Annotated in this window: 11 protein-coding genes and 1 pseudogene; 4 read left to right on the top strand and 8 right to left on the bottom strand. The window is 64.7% G+C overall.

What is annotated here, in order from left to right:
• Positions 1 to 128: 128 nt before the first annotated feature.
• Positions 129 to 926 (top strand): ATP-binding cassette domain-containing protein, encoded by a 798-nt coding sequence (locus tag BMYO_RS06735; RefSeq protein ID WP_169834077.1) that lies wholly within the window; start codon positions 129 to 131, stop codon positions 924 to 926.
• Between the two features lie 6 nt (positions 927 to 932).
• Here BMYO_RS06735 and BMYO_RS06730 read toward each other — a convergent pair.
• Both BMYO_RS06730 and BMYO_RS06725 read right to left on the bottom strand, forming a co-directional pair.
• Positions 933 to 2,111, bottom strand: a pseudogene (locus tag BMYO_RS06730) (aryl-sulfate sulfotransferase); the annotation flags it as partial.
• Positions 2,108 to 4,459, bottom strand: coding sequence for a hypothetical protein (locus BMYO_RS06725; RefSeq protein ID WP_233428193.1), 2,352 nt, complete (start codon positions 4,457 to 4,459; stop codon positions 2,108 to 2,110). The gene BMYO_RS06725 and the pseudogene BMYO_RS06730, both read right to left, overlap by 4 nt.
• Positions 4,460 to 4,680: 221 nt before the next feature.
• On the opposite strand from BMYO_RS06725, the gene BMYO_RS06720 reads away from it, so the two are divergent.
• The gene (locus BMYO_RS06720) at positions 4,681 to 8,295 is read left to right on the top strand and encodes a tetratricopeptide repeat protein (protein ID WP_169834076.1); all 3,615 of its coding nucleotides are present in this window, start codon (positions 4,681 to 4,683) and stop codon (positions 8,293 to 8,295) included.
• Positions 8,296 to 8,533: 238 nt separating this feature from the next.
• Here the strand turns inward: BMYO_RS06720 and BMYO_RS06715 are convergent, their stop codons facing one another.
• Together BMYO_RS06715 and ligA are read right to left on the bottom strand one after the other, a co-directional pair.
• Complete coding sequence (locus BMYO_RS06715) at positions 8,534 to 9,745, bottom strand: Mrp/NBP35 family ATP-binding protein (protein WP_094667719.1); 1,212 nt, start codon at positions 9,743 to 9,745, stop codon at positions 8,534 to 8,536.
• A gap of 287 nt (positions 9,746 to 10,032) precedes the next feature.
• Positions 10,033 to 12,903: an NAD-dependent DNA ligase LigA gene (gene ligA / locus BMYO_RS06710; RefSeq protein WP_094667718.1), complete on the bottom strand. Its 2,871-nt coding sequence runs from the start codon at positions 12,901 to 12,903 to the stop codon at positions 10,033 to 10,035.
• Positions 12,904 to 13,106: 203 nt separating this feature from the next.
• On the opposite strand from ligA, the gene BMYO_RS06705 reads away from it, so the two are divergent.
• Complete coding sequence (locus BMYO_RS06705; RefSeq protein WP_094667717.1) at positions 13,107 to 14,081, top strand: cation diffusion facilitator family transporter; 975 nt, start codon at positions 13,107 to 13,109, stop codon at positions 14,079 to 14,081.
• A gap of 46 nt (positions 14,082 to 14,127) precedes the next feature.
• On the opposite strand, the gene BMYO_RS06700 is transcribed toward BMYO_RS06705, so the two are convergent.
• The gene (locus tag BMYO_RS06700) at positions 14,128 to 14,571 is read right to left on the bottom strand and encodes a CHY zinc finger protein (protein ID WP_233428187.1); all 444 of its coding nucleotides are present in this window, start codon (positions 14,569 to 14,571) and stop codon (positions 14,128 to 14,130) included.
• Positions 14,572 to 14,715: 144 nt separating this feature from the next.
• Here BMYO_RS06700 and BMYO_RS06695 point away from each other — a divergent pair, with 144 nt between their 5' ends.
• Positions 14,716 to 15,090 (top strand): hypothetical protein, encoded by a 375-nt coding sequence (locus BMYO_RS06695; RefSeq protein WP_094667716.1) that lies wholly within the window; start codon positions 14,716 to 14,718, stop codon positions 15,088 to 15,090.
• A gap of 269 nt (positions 15,091 to 15,359) precedes the next feature.
• On the opposite strand, the gene glnA is transcribed toward BMYO_RS06695, so the two are convergent.
• The 3 genes from glnA to BMYO_RS06680 all read right to left on the bottom strand — a co-directional run bounded on the left by glnA (position 15,360) and on the right by BMYO_RS06680 (position 19,631).
• Positions 15,360 to 16,796 (bottom strand): type I glutamate--ammonia ligase, encoded by a 1,437-nt coding sequence (glnA, locus tag BMYO_RS06690; RefSeq protein ID WP_094667715.1) that lies wholly within the window; start codon positions 16,794 to 16,796, stop codon positions 15,360 to 15,362.
• Between the two features lie 480 nt (positions 16,797 to 17,276).
• A complete protein-coding gene (locus BMYO_RS06685; protein WP_094667714.1) occupies positions 17,277 to 18,059 on the bottom strand; it encodes a DUF4191 domain-containing protein in 783 nt (260 codons plus the stop codon).
• A gap of 84 nt (positions 18,060 to 18,143) precedes the next feature.
• On the bottom strand, positions 18,144 to 19,631 hold the full coding sequence (locus BMYO_RS06680; protein ID WP_094667713.1) for a dihydrolipoyl dehydrogenase family protein: 1,488 nt from the start codon (positions 19,629 to 19,631) through the stop codon (positions 18,144 to 18,146).
• Positions 19,632 to 19,649: the final 18 nt, after the last annotated feature.

Raw genomic sequence — 19,649 nt, 5'->3', positions numbered from 1 at the left:
CGTCCGACAGCTCTGCGTCGAGAACCGACAGCCTGGTGCCGAAATCCGACAGCCGGGCGTCGAAATCCGACAGGCTGGCGTCGAGAACCGACACTGATGGATGGGCGGACGCACGTAGAATGGACGGTATGGGATTCTCTTTCTTCAAACCCAAGGAACTGCCGCACCCGGCATCGCTCACGTTCACGCTCGATCAGGCCGGTCATGCCTATGACGACGGGCATGTGGGGCTCGAACCCACGTCCCTGACCATCACGGAGAAGCGCGTGGCCATCATCGGACTCAACGGCGCCGGCAAATCCACGCTGCTCGGGCTGCTGGACGGCTCGCTCAAGGCGTCCGCCGGCACGGTGACCATCGTGGGCGACGACGAGCATCTGGACCCGGCGTCCAAACATGATCTCAAGCGCATCGACGATCTGGTGGGCAAGGTGCGCCGCGAGGAGATCCCCAACAGCTTCTATCGCGCGAAGAACATCTCCGAGGCCGTCTCCGAGGCATTGAAGAAGCACAAGGTGCCCGAGGGGGAGCGGTTGGCCCGCATCGGCAACCTGTTCGCGCATTTCAATCTGGCGCAGGTCTCCAAGGCCAAGGCCAGCGAGCTGGATTCGGAGAAGCGGCATCTGCTGGCCATCGCCGTGGCGCTGAGTTTCAACCCGAGCGCCATCGTGGCGGATGAACCGAGCAAGGGATTGGACGAGATCGGTACCGCGCATGTGGCCCGCGCCCTGTTCAGCTACGACAAGCAGGTGATTTTCGCCACACATGATACGGATATGATCCGTCGTCCCGAATACGCGATCGACCGCACGCTGGTGCTGGATGACCATCGGATCGTCTTCGACGGCACGCCGCAGGATGCCGTGTCGTTCTACGAGGATCTGATTCGCGGCAAATACAAGGCCGCGAAAGCCGCGGCCGAGTAACCCCCGTCAGGCGAAGTAGAAGCCGCGGAAGCCGTACTGGTAGACGCGGTAGATATACGAGGTGCTCAGGGCCATCCGGTACTGGGCTTTGAGGTCGCCCGAATCGTCGTACACGCCGAACACGCCCTGCATACCGGTGCCTACCAGATTGAGGTCGTCGGTGATCTCCTCGGCGGAGGAGACGTACGGGGAATACGGCACGTCGAACGACTGCACTTCGGTATACGTGCCGGCTTGTTCGTCCACCAGATACTTGCGGAACTGCGAGGAGGAATCCTCGTCCTTCGAGGACTGGGCGGTGGAGATGCCGTCGATGACCGTCCAATCGTAATCCGGGCGGGTCATCGCATATCCGAAGTTGTTGTCGAACATGTAGACGTAGTACTGGCCGTCCTCGAGCGAGGAATCATACTGCACGGTGATCGAGTGCTGGCCACCGGTGTCGCCGAAGTCGCCCACCTTGGTCAGGAACGAGTCGGCCTCGGGCGTGCCGGACCAGACGGACGTCTCGCCGATCATGTAGTCGAGCGTGGGCGTGCCCTCGATGTCGTTCACCTTGACGATGGTGGAGGTCTCTCGGGCGGACAGCAGCGCCGAACCGTCATCCATGAGCTGGATGGTGTTGAAGTGTATCCAATCCCAGCGGTTCGAGGCGGTCGGGTCGGACTCGTCGATGCCGGAATGCGTGGTGGAGGCCTTGTATTCGGGGAACAGGTCGCCGAAGTCCACCAGTAGCGAGACCTCGCCGGTGGAGGTGTCCACCTTGATGACCTGGTCCTGCACCGCATGGTCCTCTCGCTTGAGGTCGGTGGCGAGGGAGACTATGTTGCCGTCCGAGTCCAGCGCGTAGTCGTGATGGAGGATGAACCGACCGCCCAGATCGATGATCTTGACCAGCTTGCCGAGCCGGTTCATGCCCACGAACGTGCGGGTGGAGGCGGAGAACCACATGAGACCGTCGTCGTCGAACAGCAGCCGGTGGGAACGGTAGTAGAGGACCGGCACTTCGCCGCGCAGCACGCCGTTCGCGTCGTAGTAGTACATGAAGTCCTGCTCGTCCGAATCGTTGCCGAGGATGGCGTACAGTCCGTTGCCGAGCGCGGTAGTGGTGTCGTCGTCAGGGGAGACCGTCTGTTCGAGACGGACCTCCTCCGAGCCGAGCAGCTTGGGGCCGTTCTGCATTACAGCAGGGTGAACCATGCCTGAACCTGATGCCAGAGCGTGGGGTTGTTCATGATGAGCGCGTCGTCGCGGGCCGGCACGAAGCAGCTCAGCACCGCCACCGCGAGCATGGCGATGGTCAGCAGCGCCACGACCCAGCGCATGAGCCAACGCCACGGTGTGACACGGCTGATGCCATCGCCGGACGCGGCGTCGTTCGCGCCGGCCAGGGTGCTGCGGTCGGGCTCACGCCCGTTGACCAGCCAGAGGATTCCCGGAATCGAGGCCAGCGCCGTCAGCCATCCGAAATCGGCGGAATACCGCCATCCCAAGCCGCCGACGTAACTGTCGAAGACGATGAGCACACCCGCCAGCATCAGGCAGGACATCAGCCATGGGCGCATGCCGTGCATCTCAAGCCCGCGCAGGAAGGGCAAGGCCAGCGCGAGCAGCATCAGCGGCGTGGCGGTGAACAATGCGCCGACCATCACCTCGTAGTAGCCCCAGACCGGCATCGGCGCGGGGGAGACCTCCAACCAGGGGAAATGGGAGACGAACCGCAACGGCAGGAACAGGTAATACCAGATGGTGGCGGGCATGTCCGCGAGCGGCTGGGTGAAACGGGTCATATCCGAGACGCTGAACTGATAGGCGTTGCCGAAGTTGAACGGCGAGCCGAACCGGACCTTGTTCCACATCATCAACGGCGCGACCACGACGATGGCCGGGATGATGACGGCAAGCGGCGCCCGCAGCGCCTTGGCCGGACTGATGCTGCGGGATCGCAGCCCGGCGAGCACCGCGCGGATCTGCGGCCAGAACAACGGGAAGGCGAGCAGAGCGGTCAAGGTGAAGGTCGGACGGCAGCCGAAATTGGCGGCGATGCACAGGGCTCCGGCCGCGAGCCGGGGCAGGGAAAGGGGTTTCGCATCTCCCGCCTGCCACCGGTCGATGCTCAGCATCGGGCGGCTGGAGGTGTCCGCGCCCACCCAGAACCACAGGCCGAGCGAGGTCAGGGCCAGCGAGGCCGCGAACGGCACTTGATAGAAATTCGTGCGGTAGATCAGATACCCGGCCTGCGACCCGAGGAGCGAGGAGACGGTGATCAGCGAAGCGGCGGCCAGCGAGGTGTGCGGCATCACCCGGCGGACCACGCGCAGCACGAGCATCGAGAAGAAGATGACGAACAGCAGGATCAGGAACTGTTCGGCCGCGGCGGTGGGCAGCATGTTACCGGTCAGGAGACGGTAGGGAACGAACAGCAGGAAGGCCGGCAGCGCGCCGAAGTACGAATACCAGTGTCCGTTGTAATAGACGTAGTCCCAGTAGATCGGACTCACCCCGTCCTTGAGTAGCTGCAGGCGGGTGGGCACGTCGTAGGGGTCGGCGGTGGCGGCGAGACGGTCCGGCACCTCCAGATCCAGCCATGGGTGGCCGGCGATGATGGCGTCCGCCACATGGCCGTATTGGTCGTAATCGTAGGTGTAGCCACCGGCGATATGGAAGGCGAGCGGTGAGGCGTAGACCAGCTGCCAGACGATGGAGGCGCCGATTGCGATCACCGGTATGGCCATGAGACCGGCGAAGGCGAGACGCTGACGGACGGATGCGGGGTCGAAGCGGATGCGCCACAGACGGCTGCCCGGCCGCCACAATGCGATGAGCAGCAGAATCACCGCCATCGTGGTCACACGGGCCCAGCTTACGGTGAACGGGACGCGCACGTTCGCACGGGCGTCGGTGACCGGCACCAGCGCGCCGCGCTTCTCCTGAATCCAGAGGCGCACGGTGCCCGCGCCGGGGGCCTTGACGTAGTGGCTGCGTTCGGCGGCGGGATTGAGCGATCGGCTACGGCCGATGGTCGTGGTGGGGGTGGTTTGGGCGTTGCCGGTGCCGGCGGTGGAGCCGGTTGCGCTGGTGTCGCCGGTCGCGCTGCTGGTCGTGCCGCTGGTCGTGCCGCCAGCGGAATCGGCATCATCGGATGTGCCGCCGGACGTCGATGGGTCCGGCTTGGCGATCACGTCGGCCCGCACATGGATGGTCGTGAGGGGCTTGGACGCCTCCTTGTCGCCATTCGCGCGGGATTCGGCCTCGGCCTGTTTGCGCACCTGCTTGATGGTCGATTCGTCGGTGGTGTCGATGCGCAGGTATGGGGAGGTGCCGTCCGCGGTCAGTTCGAGATAGGCCTTGGTGGGGTCGGTGACGGTGAGCATGCCGTCGTCGGTGCGCTTGAGTCCCGGGCCCAGCGTGTTATGTACGGCGTTGGTGTCGGTGCTGGCGCCCAGCGTGCGCCAGAAGGGCGCGTTGAAGACGACGCATTCCACGGCGACGATGGCGAGCAGCGCCGTCAACAGCGCCAGTAGTGCGCGCACCGGATGCGCGTGGCGCTGGGCCCCGACCTTCCCGGAGGCCGCAGATTTGGATTCGCCGGGCTCTGACTCCGAGGACCCTGACTTGCCTGCCGCCGGTACGAGGGTGGCCGGTTCGGGTACGCCGGGGCGCCGGTCCTGCCGGTCGCGGTGGGAGAGGTCTTCGGAAAGCACCCCATTATTCTATAGGCTTTATGTCGTCCAAACAGGAGAGAATGTGAATCATGCCAAAACGTACGTCGAATCACAGGAAGCGCAGCCGCACATCATTGCTCGGGGAACTCAAGGATTCGATGAACGCGCTTGCCGTCGATCTGGGACTGGTCAAGCCCGCGCCGGCGACGGCCGATCCGTTCGGCGACACGTTGCGTGAGGCCAGCGAACGCAGGGGCGGCGTCATCGACGAGCTGACCCGGCATGCGGTCGCGCTCGGGCCGATGGTCAAGCGCCGCGCCTTCCCCGCCTTGGAGAACGTGCCGGACGGGCTGTTGCTCGGCTGGGCGCAGCTGCCCGCCACGCAGGGCCGTGGATTCTCGCTGGGCATCTTCACCGACCGCGATCATTTCGCACAGGTGGCGTTCGCCGATGCGCACGGGCGCGTGTTCGTGGGCACCGATCCGAAGATGGACGTGCAGGAGATGCAGCCGCGCTTCGTATTCGGCAAGGAGAAGGACGTGACGCTGCCGGACGGCGACCGTCTGGGGCTAGGCAAGGGCTCCGGGGCCATGGGAGGCGTCGCGGGTGGCGGCTCGGGCCTTGGCGATGGATTCGGCGGCGGGCTGGGCGACGAGCTGAGCCGTGGATTCGAGCGGATTCGCAGGTCCGGGCTGTTGCGTGGCGCGCTCGGTGCCGGTTTTGTTGCTGGTTCCGGAGCTGGTTCAAACACGGTGAGTGACGGCGCGGCCCGTGACGGCAAGGGCGTCAAGGCCGTCGTCGGCAGTGTCGTGGGACGGGACGATTCCGGCCGTCTGACGTGGCTCGCCTCATGGCTCAAGTCCGGCAACCGGTACACGCTCGAACAGATGCGCGCCAACCTGCCGGCTAACATGCGCTACGATCTCGAATACCGTGACGCGATCGCCATCGCGTTCTTCGCCGCGTACATGCTGCCGCAGATCAACGGTCTGCTCATCGGCTTCGGGTCGGGCAACATCTTCCGCAGGCTCAACCGCGAGGCGCCGATCGGGGCGATTCGCCGCTGCGTCCGGGACACCCTGGCCGCGCGCGCCCATGGCATGCGCGCCTCCGGACTCGAGGATCATTTCGCCGATCTCATGCGTGAAGCCGGCGCGTTGGACAAGACGCCGGGCCTTGAGGCCGTGCATGGCGCCGAGCCGCTGCATCTGTACACCTCCACCTATTCCAACGGCTATTTCTTCTCATGGGACAAGTCGATGGCGTTTGGCCAGGCCCTGAAATCCCTGAAGATCGAGGGCAACCTCAACCGGTTCGCCGCCGTGAGCGCATGGCTGGAGCGCAACGCCTCGCTGGGGCGCAATCCCACCGAGGACACCGTCACCCGCGCCGAGGCCGCGCAGATCGACATGAAGCTCATCGAGAACCCGGCCCTGATGGCGCTCGACCCGTACGACGGTTCGGATGAGCGTCGTGCCGTGCTGAGCCTCGCGTCCATCGCGGAACGCACGGCCGAGCGTATCCGCGGCGATTTCCCCGATCCGCGCGATATGGCGTCGGATGGCGGGCACGGTTCCGGTGCTGGTCTTGGCGCAGGTGCCGATTCGGACGAGTGGGTGTATCGTCAGGCGCTCTCCTCGCTGTTGCGCCGGCTTCGTCTGCCGTACCGGTTCGATGTGGAGTTCCGCTCCCGTCTGGACAGCGGCGAGGTGGCCATCGGCTTCACCACCGCCGGCACCTCGATGATGCCGGACAGCCGCTACGACGTGTCACGGCGTACCTGGCGCACGCTGAGCGGTCCGGAACGCGCCTCGATGAGCGCCGCCTACAACCTGCGTGTGGGATTGATGATGGCGGCGATGAGCTTCGGTGCCAGCAAGTCCGTGCGTCAGGTCTCCCTGCACATCGATTCGATCGGTCTCGAGGAGGCCATCGCCGAGCAGGATTCCGCCATCGAGGCCATGATGAGCGAGGCGTTGAGCGCCTTCGAACACCTGCGCAGCGGTGATATGGGCCGCGCCGGGTCCAAGGCTGACCCCAAGGACGGCGACTTCCACGGAGACCCGACCCGTCCGATCACCCATGAGGAGACGTTCGGCCAGCCGTCCGCAGGCGAGGATCGTATGGACGATGGCGGCGCGAACGCGGGAACGCGCGACGCGGATGATACCGGGGACGGCAAGGCGTCCATCGACTCGCAGTTCGAGGACCTCATGCGCGGCGTGGACATCGATGAGATGGCGTTCAGCATGGGCGCGGCCGGCTCCGACGATTCGGCCGGCGGCAATGGCGACGACGCCGACGACGCGGATGCGGCATCCGGCCGGTCCGCCAACGGCGTCGGCGGCGGGGACGACGATCCGATGAGCGTGCTGCGCCGTAATCCCACCGTGCGCAACATGGTCACCGTCACTTTCACGCGTGACGCCTTCATGAAGCGTCTGGAGACGGATGGACTCGATAATCCCGAGGAGACCTACCGTCTGTTCGGCGCGGTCATGGATGTGGACGGTGAAGGCGGGCTCAAGCCGGTCAATGCCGACTTCGATCTTACGGACAGCCGTTTCTCGCCAACCGGTTCCCAGGATGAACCGGAACTGGCCGACCGTCGCTTCACGCCCGCCACGGCCCGCGTATTGGGCGCCCGTGACAGTGCGGGACTCGCCATCCAGCGCGTCGATCTGCTCCAGCATGGCGTCAACGAGTTCCATGGACTGGCGCAGGATTCCTCGATCGATTCGGTGGAGAAGGCGCAACGCGCCATGCGGATCATCGAGTCGATCAGCGATCCCGAGCTCACGGCGCTCGCCTCCCAGGTGACGAGCGCGCTGATCGACGGTGACGATACGCCCGATTTCACGTTCACCATGGCCGACGATCTCGACAAGGAGCGGCTCCGCGCCCGCGATATGCTGTTCTCCGGGCAGGCCCCGCAGGCCATCGAGGTGGCCGAGGCTGCCGTGACCCGACTGGATCAGGTCTTCGCCGCCGGCCCCGGCGTGCCTCGCTACTTCAATTCGTACGCGGAACGTGTGGTGTACAACCGACTGTTCGCCACGCCGGACGAGCGCACCGTGCTCATCCCGGACAACCTGTTCTACGCGCATATGGAACTGGCGGACGTGCTGAGCCAGATCAAGAACGCCGACGCGGCGATTCCGCACCTGAACCGCATGGTGGCGTATGCGCCGGCCTACCCGCTTTCGCATCTGAAGCTCGCGATTCAGCTCGCCCGCAAGGAGGATTGGGATTCGGCCCGTGCCGCCTGCCTCAACGCGCTACGCGTCGCGCTGGATCGCGACGATGCCGCGTTCGCCTACTACCGATTCGCCTATGCGGAATGGATGCTCGACCACTTCGATACGGCTGCGGCCGCCTACCTGATGAGCGACCACATCGCGCCCGGTGCCATCGGCTCGCTGGAAGGCGAACTGCAGGAGCTGGTCTCCCGTGCGGATTCCCAGTGCATTCCGATCCCCGAATCGGTGGAGGAGGCCGCGCATGTGCTCGCCATGCACGATCTGCCGGTCTGGCCGCATATCGAAGTCGCCGGTATCATGCGTGACGCCGCCCGGGTGTGCGTTGACGAGGGCATGTTCGTGCCCGCCCGCACGCTGTCGGTGGCCGTGGCCCGCATGAACGACGGCGAAGGCGACGGCATCGACGTGGTGCAGGCCCAGTTCCTCCGTTCCCTCTCCGCTTGAGCCCTTTCCAAGCCTCCCTCTTACAGGGAACACTGGGTGTCGTAATGGGGAGCCTCCCTCTGATGAGGGAGGCTTCGGCGCACTGGTACTGACGGAGGAAGAGGCATCCTGTGATATGGAGGGTGTCTAGTGAGCATCTTGGGATAAGGGTAGCCTCCCGCTGATGAGGGGGCAGCGCATTGGCGCTGACGGAGGGAGAGGCCCGCAGACAAAGCCTGCAATCCTGCGATACGGGGCATCACCCCATCAGCTGCTCGGCCAGCCCCCGGAACGTAGCCCCGATTCCATCGGTGCGAAGCGCCCCATCCGCATGCAACACCGCCGGTCGGCCTGCCTCGCCGGTCTCGCGTACCTCGGGCACCAGCGGCAGCTGGGCCATCAACGGCACGTCATATCCCAGCGCCTCGGTGAGCTGGTCGCTCACACGCCGGCCACCGCCCTCGCCGAAAATGCGCAGTTTTTCGCCGTTGTGCTGGTAATAGCTCATGTTCTCCACCACGCCGCGCACCTTCATCGGCACCTGCAGCGCCACGAGCCCGGAACGCACGGCGATATCCGAGGCGGAGGGCTGCGGGGTGGTGACCACCACGAGCTCGGCGTTCGGCAGCGCCTGCGCCACCGAAATCGCCATGTCGCCGGTGCCGGGCGCCAGATCGAGTAGCAGCACGTCCGGCGAACCCCACCACACGTCCGACAGGAACTGTTCCAAGGAACGCTGCAGACGGGGGCCACGCCACAGGATGGCCCGGTCGGCGCCGGCGAACATGCCGATGGAGATGAGCTTGGCGCCCCATGCGGTCACCGGCATCAGCATGCCGTTGAGGTTCGTGGGCTGGGTGTGCACGCCGAACAGGCGGGGCAGCGAGAAGCCGTAGATGTCCGCGTCGATGGCGGCCGTGTCGTAGCCCAGCGCGGCGAATGTGGCCGCCAGATTCGCGGTGACCGAGGACTTGCCCACGCCTCCCTTGCCGGAGGCGATGGCGAAGATGCGCGTCTTGACGCCCGGTTTGCTGAACGGGTTCTGCTTGCGTTCGGCCTTGAGATCAGCCACGAGATCCGCCAGTTTGTCGCGGCTCATAGAACCCACTTCGATATGCGGCGTGAGTTGGGCGTCCGGATAGGAGGTGACCGCACCGTTGATCTGGTTCGTGATGGTCTGAGACAGCGGGCAGCCCGGCACGGTGAGCTCCACATGCACCGTCACGTCATATGCCTCGCGATGGTCGGCGGTGTCAGTGCCGGCCTCGGCCGCGACGGCATGCGCAGTGCCCGCGTTGCCGTGGCTGCTGGCGGTGATGGTGTCGTCGCTGGCCGGGGCCAATGCACTCACCGGCGTTGCGTTGATGGCTGCGATCATGCCCAGATCGGTGACGGACCGCCCGAGTTCCGGGTCGATCACTCGACTCAGCCGTTCGTAGATTGCCGCTTCGATCTGACGGGTATCGCTCATGCATCCTCCTTATTGCCGCGTACCAGACTAGCGTGCAATCGCCCGCCATGCCATACTTCGCAAAGAGAAATATGAGGTCGCCCCCTTTCGACAAGAGCACAATCATATCATTGAGACTTGGTACTGGGAGGTTCCAGTTGCGTCTCCGGCCGTACAATGCCGGTCTGGTGAAACAGATGCCAAGCCTGATATCGATTGCCTCCCTCTGATGAGGGAGGTGACCGGAATCGGACCTCCATGGACTTGTCGGCTTGGTGTTTGTTTTCTCGGGCAGGAGGAAAGATGGCTTAGGCCTGTGCGACCTCGCCGGTTTCGAGGAGTTGGGCGAACTGGGCCTCGTTGAGCATGGGGATGCCGAGTTCCTCGGCCTTGGTGGCCTTGGAACCGGCGTTCGCGCCAATCACCACATAGTCGGTCTTCTTGCTTACCGAGCCGGCCGCCTTGCCACCGCGCTCGATGATGGCCTCCTTGGCGGAATCACGGGAGTATCCCTCGAGCGAGCCGGTGACCACCACCGTCTTGCCGGCCAGGGTCTGCGGTAGCGTGCTGGTTTCGGCGGCGGCGACGCCCACGCCGGCCTCGCGCCATGCGCGCAGCGTCTCTCCGCGCCAGTCGCCGGGCTCGCGGGCGGCGGCGAACCATTGCACCACCGATTCGGCGATTTCCGGTCCCACACCGTCGATCTGCGTCAGCTCCTCGACCGTGGCGGAGGCGATGGCGTCCAACGAGCCGAGCGACGACGCGATGAGACGCGCGGTGGGCGGGCCGAGCCGGCGAATCGAAAGCGCCACGAGCACGCGCCACAGATCGGCATGACGGGCCTTGTCCATCTCATCGAACATCTTGCGCGTGTTCTCGGCGGGCTTGACGATCACCGGAACCGCCGTGGCACCGGTGCGTGTGGTCTTGTGGTCCACGCGCACGATCACCGCGTCGGCGGGCACGTCGTATTCGGGGTAGGGGAGACTGGGGACGGATGCGCGCGCGACGTCGCCACCGTTTTCGGAAGCGGCAAGCCCGTCGACTATCCGTCGGGATGTGGTCGTCGACTGTGCTGCTGCGGCCGTCGGCTGTGCGGCCGACTGTGTGGTTGCCGACTGTGTGGTTGCCGCCTGCGTCGTTTGCGCAGTCTGCACAGCCTCCGCCGCCTCGGCCCGTGCCGCCAGCTGCTTGGCGGTGAGCTTGCGAGCTGGCGCCGGAAGCGTCCAGAACGCGGGCACCTGATGCCACAATCCGGACCCGCCGAGGCTCTTGCGCACCTTCTTTTTGCGCCCGTCGGGGCCGGTGACCTCGTGCACCTCGATGATGGGCGACTCGCGCCAGACGCGCACGTCCCTGAGATCGGCGGCGGTCAGCGCGAACAACCCGGCCTCGCTGGACAGCACCGGCGTCTGGCGCTCCGGCAGCTCCAGACCGGGCACGGGCTCGTACGGTTCGGGCTCTTCGCCCGGCTTGACCACGATCTCCGTGATGTTCGGTGCATATGTGGCCACGGAATCAGGCCGGTTCTCCTCGGGGTTGGTCAGCGCGATGGCCGACTGGTCGCCCAGATGCTCGATGTCGAAGGCCTTGCGCGATGCCAGCGAGATCACGCGCTCGGTCAGCTGCGCCGGGCAGCTTTCGACGTTCGGGCAGCGGATGTCCTTGTCGCCTTCCTTGGCCGGTGCCAGCTTGGCACCGCAGGACGGGCAGTACTCGGGCATCACGAACTCACGCAGCTGCGCCTCGCGCCCACGACGGCGCTCAAGCACCGGGCCCACAAGCTCGGGAATCACGTCTCCGGCCTTGCGCACCACCACGGTGTCGCCGATGAGAATGCCCTTACGCTTGACCTCGAAGGCGTTGTGCAGTGTGGTGCGGGCCACCGTGGAACCGGCCACGTAGACGGGCTTCAGGATGGCTACCGGCGTCACACGGCCGGTGCGGCCCACCTGCACGGTGATGTCGAGAAGCTCGGTGTTGACCTCCTCGGGCGGGTACTTATAGGCGATGGCCCAGCGCGGCGCGCGCGAGGTGGCGCCCAGCGTGCGCTGCAATCCGAGATCGTCCACCTTGACCACGATGCCGTCAAGTGCGTGTTCGATGTCGCCGCGATGTTCGCCGTAATAATCGATCATGGCCAGAATCTCGTCGAATGACGTCACCGAGCGGTTGTGCGGTGAGACCGGCACGCCCCACTTGGTATACAGCTCGTAAGCTTCGGACTGGTCGGCCACCACATCGTGCGTGCCGCGCGGATGGTCGGCACCCCAGTTAAGCCGGCCGAGGCCGTGCGCATAGAAGCTCAGGCGACGGGTCGCGGTGATGCGCGGGTCCTTCTGCCGCAGCGAGCCGGCTGCGGCGTTGCGCGGATTGGCGAATGGTGCGCGGCCGGCGTCCTCCTGCTCGGCGTTGAGCGCGCGGAAGTCATCCCAGCGCATGAACACCTCGCCGCGGATCTCCACGAAGTCCGGGATGTCCTCCTTCGGGCCGCCGAGGTTCGCGGGAATCGAACCGATGGTGCGAACGTTGAGGGTGATGTCCTCGCCGGTGACGCCGTCGCCGCGCGTAAGTCCCTGTTCCAGTACGCCGTTGCGGTAGATGAGGTTCAGGGCCAGACCGTCGATCTTCACCTCGCAGCTCATCGGCAGCGGTTTGCCGGCCGGCCAGTCGAGGTCACGGATGACCGAATCGTACCAGTCCCTGAGCTCCTCGATGGAGAAGACGTCGTCGAGGCTCATCATGCGGCTGGGGTGGCGTACGGACGCGAAGTCGTTCGAGAACGTGCCGCCGACGCGATGCGTGGGGCTCTGCGGATTGTCGAGCGAGGGGAAGGCCGCCTCGAGTTTCTGCAGGCAGCGCATGCGGGCGTCGTAGGCGGCGTCCGAGCTGACGGGCGCGTCGTCGATGTAGTAGGCGATCTGGTCGGCCTCCACCCATGCGGCCACGCGCGCCCACAGACGGGCGGCGGCCTCGGTATCAAGACCGTTCACATCGAGTCGGTCGAGGCGCATCGCATCCTCATCAGTGGGCTCCAGCGCGGCGATCCACGGCGCGGAACCGGGTGCGAACCGGACGATGCCCGTGTCCGGGCGCAGTTCGGCCGCCTGTCCGTTGTCTTCGGTCGCGGTGTCGTCGAAATCCCATGCCAGCTGTTCGGTGCGCTCTTCGGTGCTCATAGTCGTCTACTCTAGCCGACGCCGTGCGCTGGTTGTTCGGTGGTCGATCGGCGGATATTCGCCGGTTGCCCGGCGTCCGTTCATCGAGCTCCCGCCGGCTGGTCATTGACTGGTCATTGGTCATGCTGACTGTTTCGGCTGTCGTCCAAGGTGTGTCATGCCCGATTGCAGCCCGCCTACAATGCTGTGTGAGGGAGTGACCAATCGTGTCTGATCAGAACAATCAGAAGAATGCGGGCGCGGCGGTCAAGGCCGCGCTGCTTGCCAACGTCGGTGTCGCCTGCGCCAAATTCGCGGCGGCCGCGTTCACTGGTTCATCGTCCATGTTCTCCGAATCCGTGCACTCGGTGGCGGATTGCGCGAACGAGCTCGTGTTGATGGTGGGGGACCGGGCCTCGGATCATCAATCCCGCGGTGACCATCCGTTCGGTCTGCATCGCGTGAAGTACCTTGCGAGTTTCATCGTGGCCACGCTGCTGTTCTTCGTCGGTGGTGTATTCGCCGTCTCGCAGGCCGCAGGCAAGCTCGTCGGTCTGCTCGAGGGTACGATGTCGCGCGATGCGAATTCCGTGGAACTCATCGCCGCGCTTGTGGTGGTCGGCGTCTCCGCATGTCTTGAGGGATATGGTCTGCACACGTCCGTCCACGAAGCACGCGAACGGATGAAGCGCGTGCAGGTGGAGGACGATTCGCTGATCGGCTTCTGGCGGCGCACCAAATCCGCCGAACTCGCCTCGGTGATGATGGAGGATACGCTGGCCCTGATCGGTCTGGCGTTCGCAGGTCTGGGCATCGGCCTGTCGATCGTCACCGGCGACGAACTGTACGATGCCATCGGCGGCATGCTGGTCGGTCTGGTGCTGGTGTGCGGATCGGCGGCGCTGGCGTTCAAGTCCGGTTCGCTGCTGGTGGGTGAAAGCCTTGACCGCAGCACGCGCGCGCTCGTGGTGAAGGCCGTGGAAGACACAGCCGGAGTGGACCGGCTCATCAACATGCAGGCCATCCACATGGACGAGGATTCCGTGCTGCTGTGCCTCAAGGTGGAGACCTCGAAGCTGGATCGCGATTACGACGTCGAGACTGTGGACAAGATCGAGACCAACGTCCGTCGCACGCTGCCATGGTACGAGTGGGAGATCTACGTCGAGCCGGACATCTGGCGGGCCAAGCAGGCCTAGTGTGTTGCGTCAGAAATTCGGTGATTATCAGTTGTGAGACTGGCCGCTAGGCCGGGCATTCCCCGAAATAGATGTCGTGGTGCAGCCGGCAGCCGGGATTGAACCGGGCGCCGCATGACGGGCAGTGCGGTTCGGTGGATTCCATGGCCCGGCCGTATTCGGCTTCGGTCATCTGATGCCGGCATACGCCGCACATCACGGCGGGGGAGTCGGGGTCGCTCCACGGGATGCGTGGGTGACCGGCCAGTGCGTCGTGGCATTGGTAGCAGGCGTAATACTCGCCGCAGCAGGCGAAGCGGTTGGCCACGATGTCCAGCGGTGAATGCCAGTGCCGGCAACGGCCCTGCCCGTCCACATCCAAACCGTGGATGATGGGGACGGGCAGGGTCTGGTTGTTGGGGATATCATGGCCGTCTTGGTCTTGCCGCCGGCTCCTTGTATCGTCTCGGCCTCTTCGCTCGCTCCGGTCGTGCGCCACTGATGGTGCCACTGATGCTTCAAGCGGTACCGCAGCCTCATCGGCGCGGCGCCCCATTCCTACGATGTCCATCCCCATAATGCGACACATCATACCGCCCGATGTCATGGAGTGGGGGATGCGCAAACGCCCGGTTTCTCGATACAATGAATATTTATGGGAAAAACGACGATCAGGGTTCAATTCGATGACCCACTGGATGCGGCGCATTTTCTCCAGCAGTGTCGCAAGAAAGGGCTTGACGCGGAACTGGAGGATTCCCGTCCGCAGATCAAACGCAATGGGCCGGCGCTGGCGGCGTGGCTGAAAACCCATCCCGGCTGGTACGAGGTCGGTGAGTCGGTGAATCGTACTGCGGCGAACAAGGCGGTGCTCAAGATCCGCAACGGCGAACGCCGCGGATTCGAAAGCGGCAAATTCGAGGCGCGCATGGAGAACCGTGACGGCCGCTGGCTGGTATACGCGCGTCACATTGGTCGTCCGGCCCGCCCCAAGGTACAGCCGACCACCGGCATGGACCCATTGTTCTGAGCAAAGACTTGGTGACGGTATCAACAACAGGCGGCACTAGTGTGCTGCGCCGTAAATTCGTTGACGAATGACTACCCCTCAGACCCATTTCGCGGGCCGACTGATAGGGGGAGTCGAAATTGCCTCGCCCGCAACGGGCAACAAAAATGGCCTCCGGTGCATAACCGGAGGCCATTTTTATTGCAGGTTCATGGGATAGCAACGTATCCCGTTTGGCTACCCACGAGTTGCAGAATCATTGGAATTCCAACGATTCCAATCCCTACCTATCAGATGTGGTAGTAGAGCTCGTACTCGAGCGGGGTCGGGGTCAGGCGGGCCTGATCGATCTCGTCGCGCTTAAGGCCGATCCAGGTCTCAATGAGGTCATCGGTGAACACGTCGCCGGCGGTGAGGAAGTCGTGATCCTCTTCCAGCGCGTCCATGGCCTCGGCCAAGGAGCTCGGCACCTGCTTGATGCCGGCGTGCTCTTCCGGAGGCAGCTCGTAGAGGTCCTTGTCGACCGGCTCCGGCGGCTCGATGTGGTTCAGGATGCCGTCCAGACCAGCCATCAGCTGGGCGGAGAAGGCCAGGAACGGGTTGCAGGACGGGTCCGGAGCGCGGAACTCGATGCGCTTCGCAGCCGGGGAGGTGCCGGCCAGCGGGATACGGATGGCGGCGGAACGGTTGCGGGCGGAGTACACCAGATTGACCGGGGCCTCGAAGCCCGGGACCAGACGGTGGTAGGAGTTCAGGGACGGGTTGGTGAAGGCCAGCACGGAGGAGGAGTGCTTAATCAGGCCGCCGATGTACCAGCGGGCCAGATCGGACAGGCCGGCGTAACCCTTCTCATCGTAGAACAGCGGCTTGCCGTCCTTCCACAGGGACTGGTGGCAGTGCATACCGGTGCCGTTGTCGCCGGCGATCGGCTTCGGCATGAAGGTCACGGACTTGCCGGCCAGAGCGGCGGTCTCGTGGACGACGTACTTGTACTTCATCAGGTCGTCGCCAGCGTGCTGCAGGGTGTTGAAGCGGTAGTTGATCTCCTGCTGACCGGCGCCGGCCACCTCGTGGTGGGAACGCTCGAGGATCAGACCGACCTTCTGCAGGTTGGCGACCATGTCGTCGCGCAGGTCCTGGCTGTGGTCAATCGGCGGAACCGGGAAGTAGCCGCGCTTGACGCGGTTCTTGAAGCCGATGTTCGGGGTGCCGTCCTCTTCGGTGTCAACGCCGGAGTTCCACGGGGCCTCGATGGAGTCCACCTCGTAGAAGGAACGCTGCATGGAGTTCTCGAAGCGCACCTTGTCGAAGATGAAGAACTCGGCCTCCGGAGCGAAGGACGCGGTGTCGGCGATGCCGGTGGACTTCAGGTAGGCCTCGGCCTTGCCGGCGACCTGACGCGGGTCGCGGGAGTAGGGCTCGTCGGTCAGCGGGTCGACGATGGAGAAGGCCACGTCGAGGGTCTTGTGCTTGCGGAACGGATCCACGAAGGCGGTCGTGATATCCGGGACCAGCTTCATGTCGGACTCGTTGATGGCCTGGAAGCCCTGCACGGACGAACCATCGAACGGCATGCCTTCGGTGAAGGCGTCCTTCAGGAACTCGCTAGCCGGCACGGTGAAGTGCTGCTGAACGCCGATCAGATCGGTGAAACGGACGGAGACATACTCGATGCCTTCCTTATTGATAAGGGCCTCGGCGTCTTCCTTGGACTTGAGTTCGGTCACGGGACCGCTCCTTTCGTATGAAATATAACGGTACCTATCGTAAAATCGCGCGTTTCGCAAGGTCGAAACTTGGGTTACGAGAATGTTTCGACATAGTGGATTGCGTTGGCCTAACGCCGGTATTCCAACGAAACATACAGTGCCCTGCCAAGGCGCCGCCGTTCGGGCCCGTCCGCAACGTGGACAGTGCTTGAACCGCGTCAGTGGAATCGGATGGGCCGCCGAGGGCGGGCGGGTCGTCTCATGGGAATGGGAATGGAGAGGAGCGGTTCAGGACGGTAATGTGCGAGCCGACAGGGGATTCCAAAGTAAAATCAACGAGCTTATAACGTGGCGTACCAAGTCATAAGAACGGGAACAACGGCAGGCTGAATACGAACAGTCCCCGATACCTTCCGTAAGGGAAGCCATCGGGGACTGTTCGGTGACGGTTGTCGATGGGCGATTCGGCCGGTCGTCGTCCGACCAACGATGCCGGACTCAGCGACCGCGCATGGCGCGACGGGAGACGCGCTGACGACGGTTCGGATCAATGCCCTTGGGGATGCCGTAGCCGGCCTTGGCCTGCAGCGTGCGCAGACGATCGTCGAGCGTGGACACCTCGGCCTTGGTCAGCAGGAAGCGGCGACGCGGGTGAATCTTGGCGATGAGCGGGTTCTTGTGGTCGGTGGGCTCGTAGCTCTTGGCCTTGGTGACGGCCTTGCGCACGTCCTTGAGCTGCACCTGCTTGGGGCCGTGGCCCACGGCGATACGGTAGACCGGGATGGACGAGCCGGCGGTGACGCCCTTGATCTCGCGCTCCTGACGGTCCATGGCCTTCATCACGCGGCCGTAGTCGCCCTCGCCGATCAGATAGATGCCGTTCATCGAGGTGCCGCGCCAGATGGCGTCCTTGGTACGCGGGTCGACCCACACCGGCTCCTGCGGGAAGTTGAAGCCGGCCTTGCCCATATTGCTCAGCACGCTGATGGCCGCGCCGGTCTTGCCGTCGATCTGCTTGTAGCCGACGGCGTCCGCACGACGGGTGAGCATCATCGTGGCCAGCAGGATGCCGAGCATCACGGCGGTGATCATGACGAAGATCCAGGTGAGCCAGCTCCACTTGAAGATCAGGCCGATGATTACGGCCACCACCACCGGCAGCAGGAACGAGCCGGCCTCAAGCCACGGCAGCGCCTTGTCTTCCTTGGCGGTGTACTTGTAGATCTGGATGATCTGCTTGATCGTGCTCTGCTTCTTCGGCTTTGCGTCCTTTTCAGCCATCACACTTCCTTTGTTGGGACGAAACACACACTGGGCATCAAGTCTATCAGGTGCGCTGGTCCGCACGCTCCCTGATGCCGCCCGTCAGCGCGTGTTCAAGGGACGCCCGTCCGCCTTGAGCAGTCCTTCGCCCAATGTTTCGCTGAAGGTGGGGTGGGGATGGATGAGCCGGGCGGCGTCCGACAGCGGCACGCGATTGCCGACGAGCTGCTCCGCCTCGGCGATGATGTCCGATGCCAGCGGCGAGATCATGTGCACGCCGAGCACGCGCGGGGTGTCCGGTTCGGCCGCGTCGCATCCGGAGACGATGGTCAGCGAGCCGCCGCTGCCGCGCATGAGCATGCGCGCGTTGGACAGCATCGGATAGATGGTCTCCTTGACTTCGACAAGATCCTCGCGGGCCTGCGCCTGATCGAGCGTGAGCCCCACCGAAGCGGCTTCGGGTGAGGAGAAGACGATCTGCGGCACGGCATCGTCGTCCACCGGCTTGACGTGCTGTCCGCTCAGCATCTCGGCGATCACCAGACCCTGCGCGAAGGCGCGGTGGGCCAGCGCCGGGCCGACTGTCACGTCGCCCACCGCCCAGACGCCGGACTTGCTGGTGCGTCCGTAGGGGTTGGTGACCACGCATCCGTCGTCGGCGAGCGCGACGCCCCACGCGGCATCGGTGACCGGTGTGCGCCCGATGGCCGCCAGCGCGATTTCGCCCCAGACGGTCTGGTCGGTGTCCTCGCCCGCATGCCGATAGTGGACCGTGGCCCCCAGATTCGCGCCGGTATCCACATGGGTCACGTCGGTGTGGGTGATGACATGCACGCCGTGGCGTTTGAGTTCGCGGGTCAGGGTCACGCCGGCGCGGCGGTCCCATGCGGACAGCACGCGGTCCTTGCGGATGAGCAGGGTGACGTCCGATCCGGCCGCGTTCCACATCGACGCGAATTCGAGGGCGATGGCGCCTGCGCCGATGATGACCGCTGAGGAGGGGAATTCGTTGAGTTCGAGGGCCTGCGTGGAGTCGATGAGCGCCCCGGCGAACGGGTTGCCGGGCAACGGGCGCGGTTCGGCACCGGTGGCGAGCACCACGTCGTGGGCGATGACGTCCAGCGCGGAACCGGATGGTTCGGGCACTTCGGCCTTGTGATAGGTCAGGATGCCGTTCTGGCCGGGGGAGGGGGCCAGATGCACGATGTGCCGGCCTTCGGCGTCGGTCTTGTCGGCGTTGAAGGAGGCGGAGGCGCGCAGCACGGTGACGCCGCGGTGGGCGAGCAGGCCGGCCAGTCCTTTGACCATGGTGTCGACCGTGCGCATGCGGTAGTCGCGTAATGCGCCGAAATCGATGCCGTTCACGGAGGCGTTGACGCCGAGTTCGGCGGCGCGGTGCACGACGTCGATGGTATGGGTGGCGGTGATGATCGCTTTGGAGGGGATGCATCCGCGGTTCAGACAGGTGCCGCCCACGGTGGCGTCGCGTTCGATGAGGGCCACGTTCATGCCGAGTTCGGCCGCTCGCAGCGCCGTCGAATAGCCGCCGGGCCCTGCGCCGATGATTGCCAGATCGTACTGCTCGCTCATGAATCCTCCTCGAATCGG

This window comes from Bifidobacterium myosotis, from assembly GCF_002259745.1.
GTDB lineage: Bacteria > Actinomycetota > Actinomycetes > Actinomycetales > Bifidobacteriaceae > Bifidobacterium > Bifidobacterium myosotis.
Note: the sequence above shows the minus strand (reverse complement) of the source record. Positions and strands in the feature narration are given on the sequence as shown.

What these genes read in the sequence shown, in the direction of transcription:
- ligA (WP_094667718.1), bottom strand. Translation starts at nt 12,903, where the DNA reads ATGAGCACCGAAGAGCGCACCGAACAGCTGGCATGGGATTTCGACGAC.
- BMYO_RS06735 (WP_169834077.1), top strand. Translation starts at nt 129, where the DNA reads ATGGGATTCTCTTTCTTCAAACCCAAGGAACTGCCGCACCCGGCATCG.
- BMYO_RS06715 (WP_094667719.1), bottom strand. Translation starts at nt 9,745, where the DNA reads ATGAGCGATACCCGTCAGATCGAAGCGGCAATCTACGAACGGCTGAGT.
- BMYO_RS06695 (WP_094667716.1), top strand. Translation starts at nt 14,716, where the DNA reads ATGGGAAAAACGACGATCAGGGTTCAATTCGATGACCCACTGGATGCG.
- BMYO_RS06680 (WP_094667713.1), bottom strand. Translation starts at nt 19,631, where the DNA reads ATGAGCGAGCAGTACGATCTGGCAATCATCGGCGCAGGGCCCGGCGGC.
- BMYO_RS06720 (WP_169834076.1), top strand. Translation starts at nt 4,681, where the DNA reads ATGCCAAAACGTACGTCGAATCACAGGAAGCGCAGCCGCACATCATTG.
- BMYO_RS06685 (WP_094667714.1), bottom strand. Translation starts at nt 18,059, where the DNA reads ATGGCTGAAAAGGACGCAAAGCCGAAGAAGCAGAGCACGATCAAGCAG.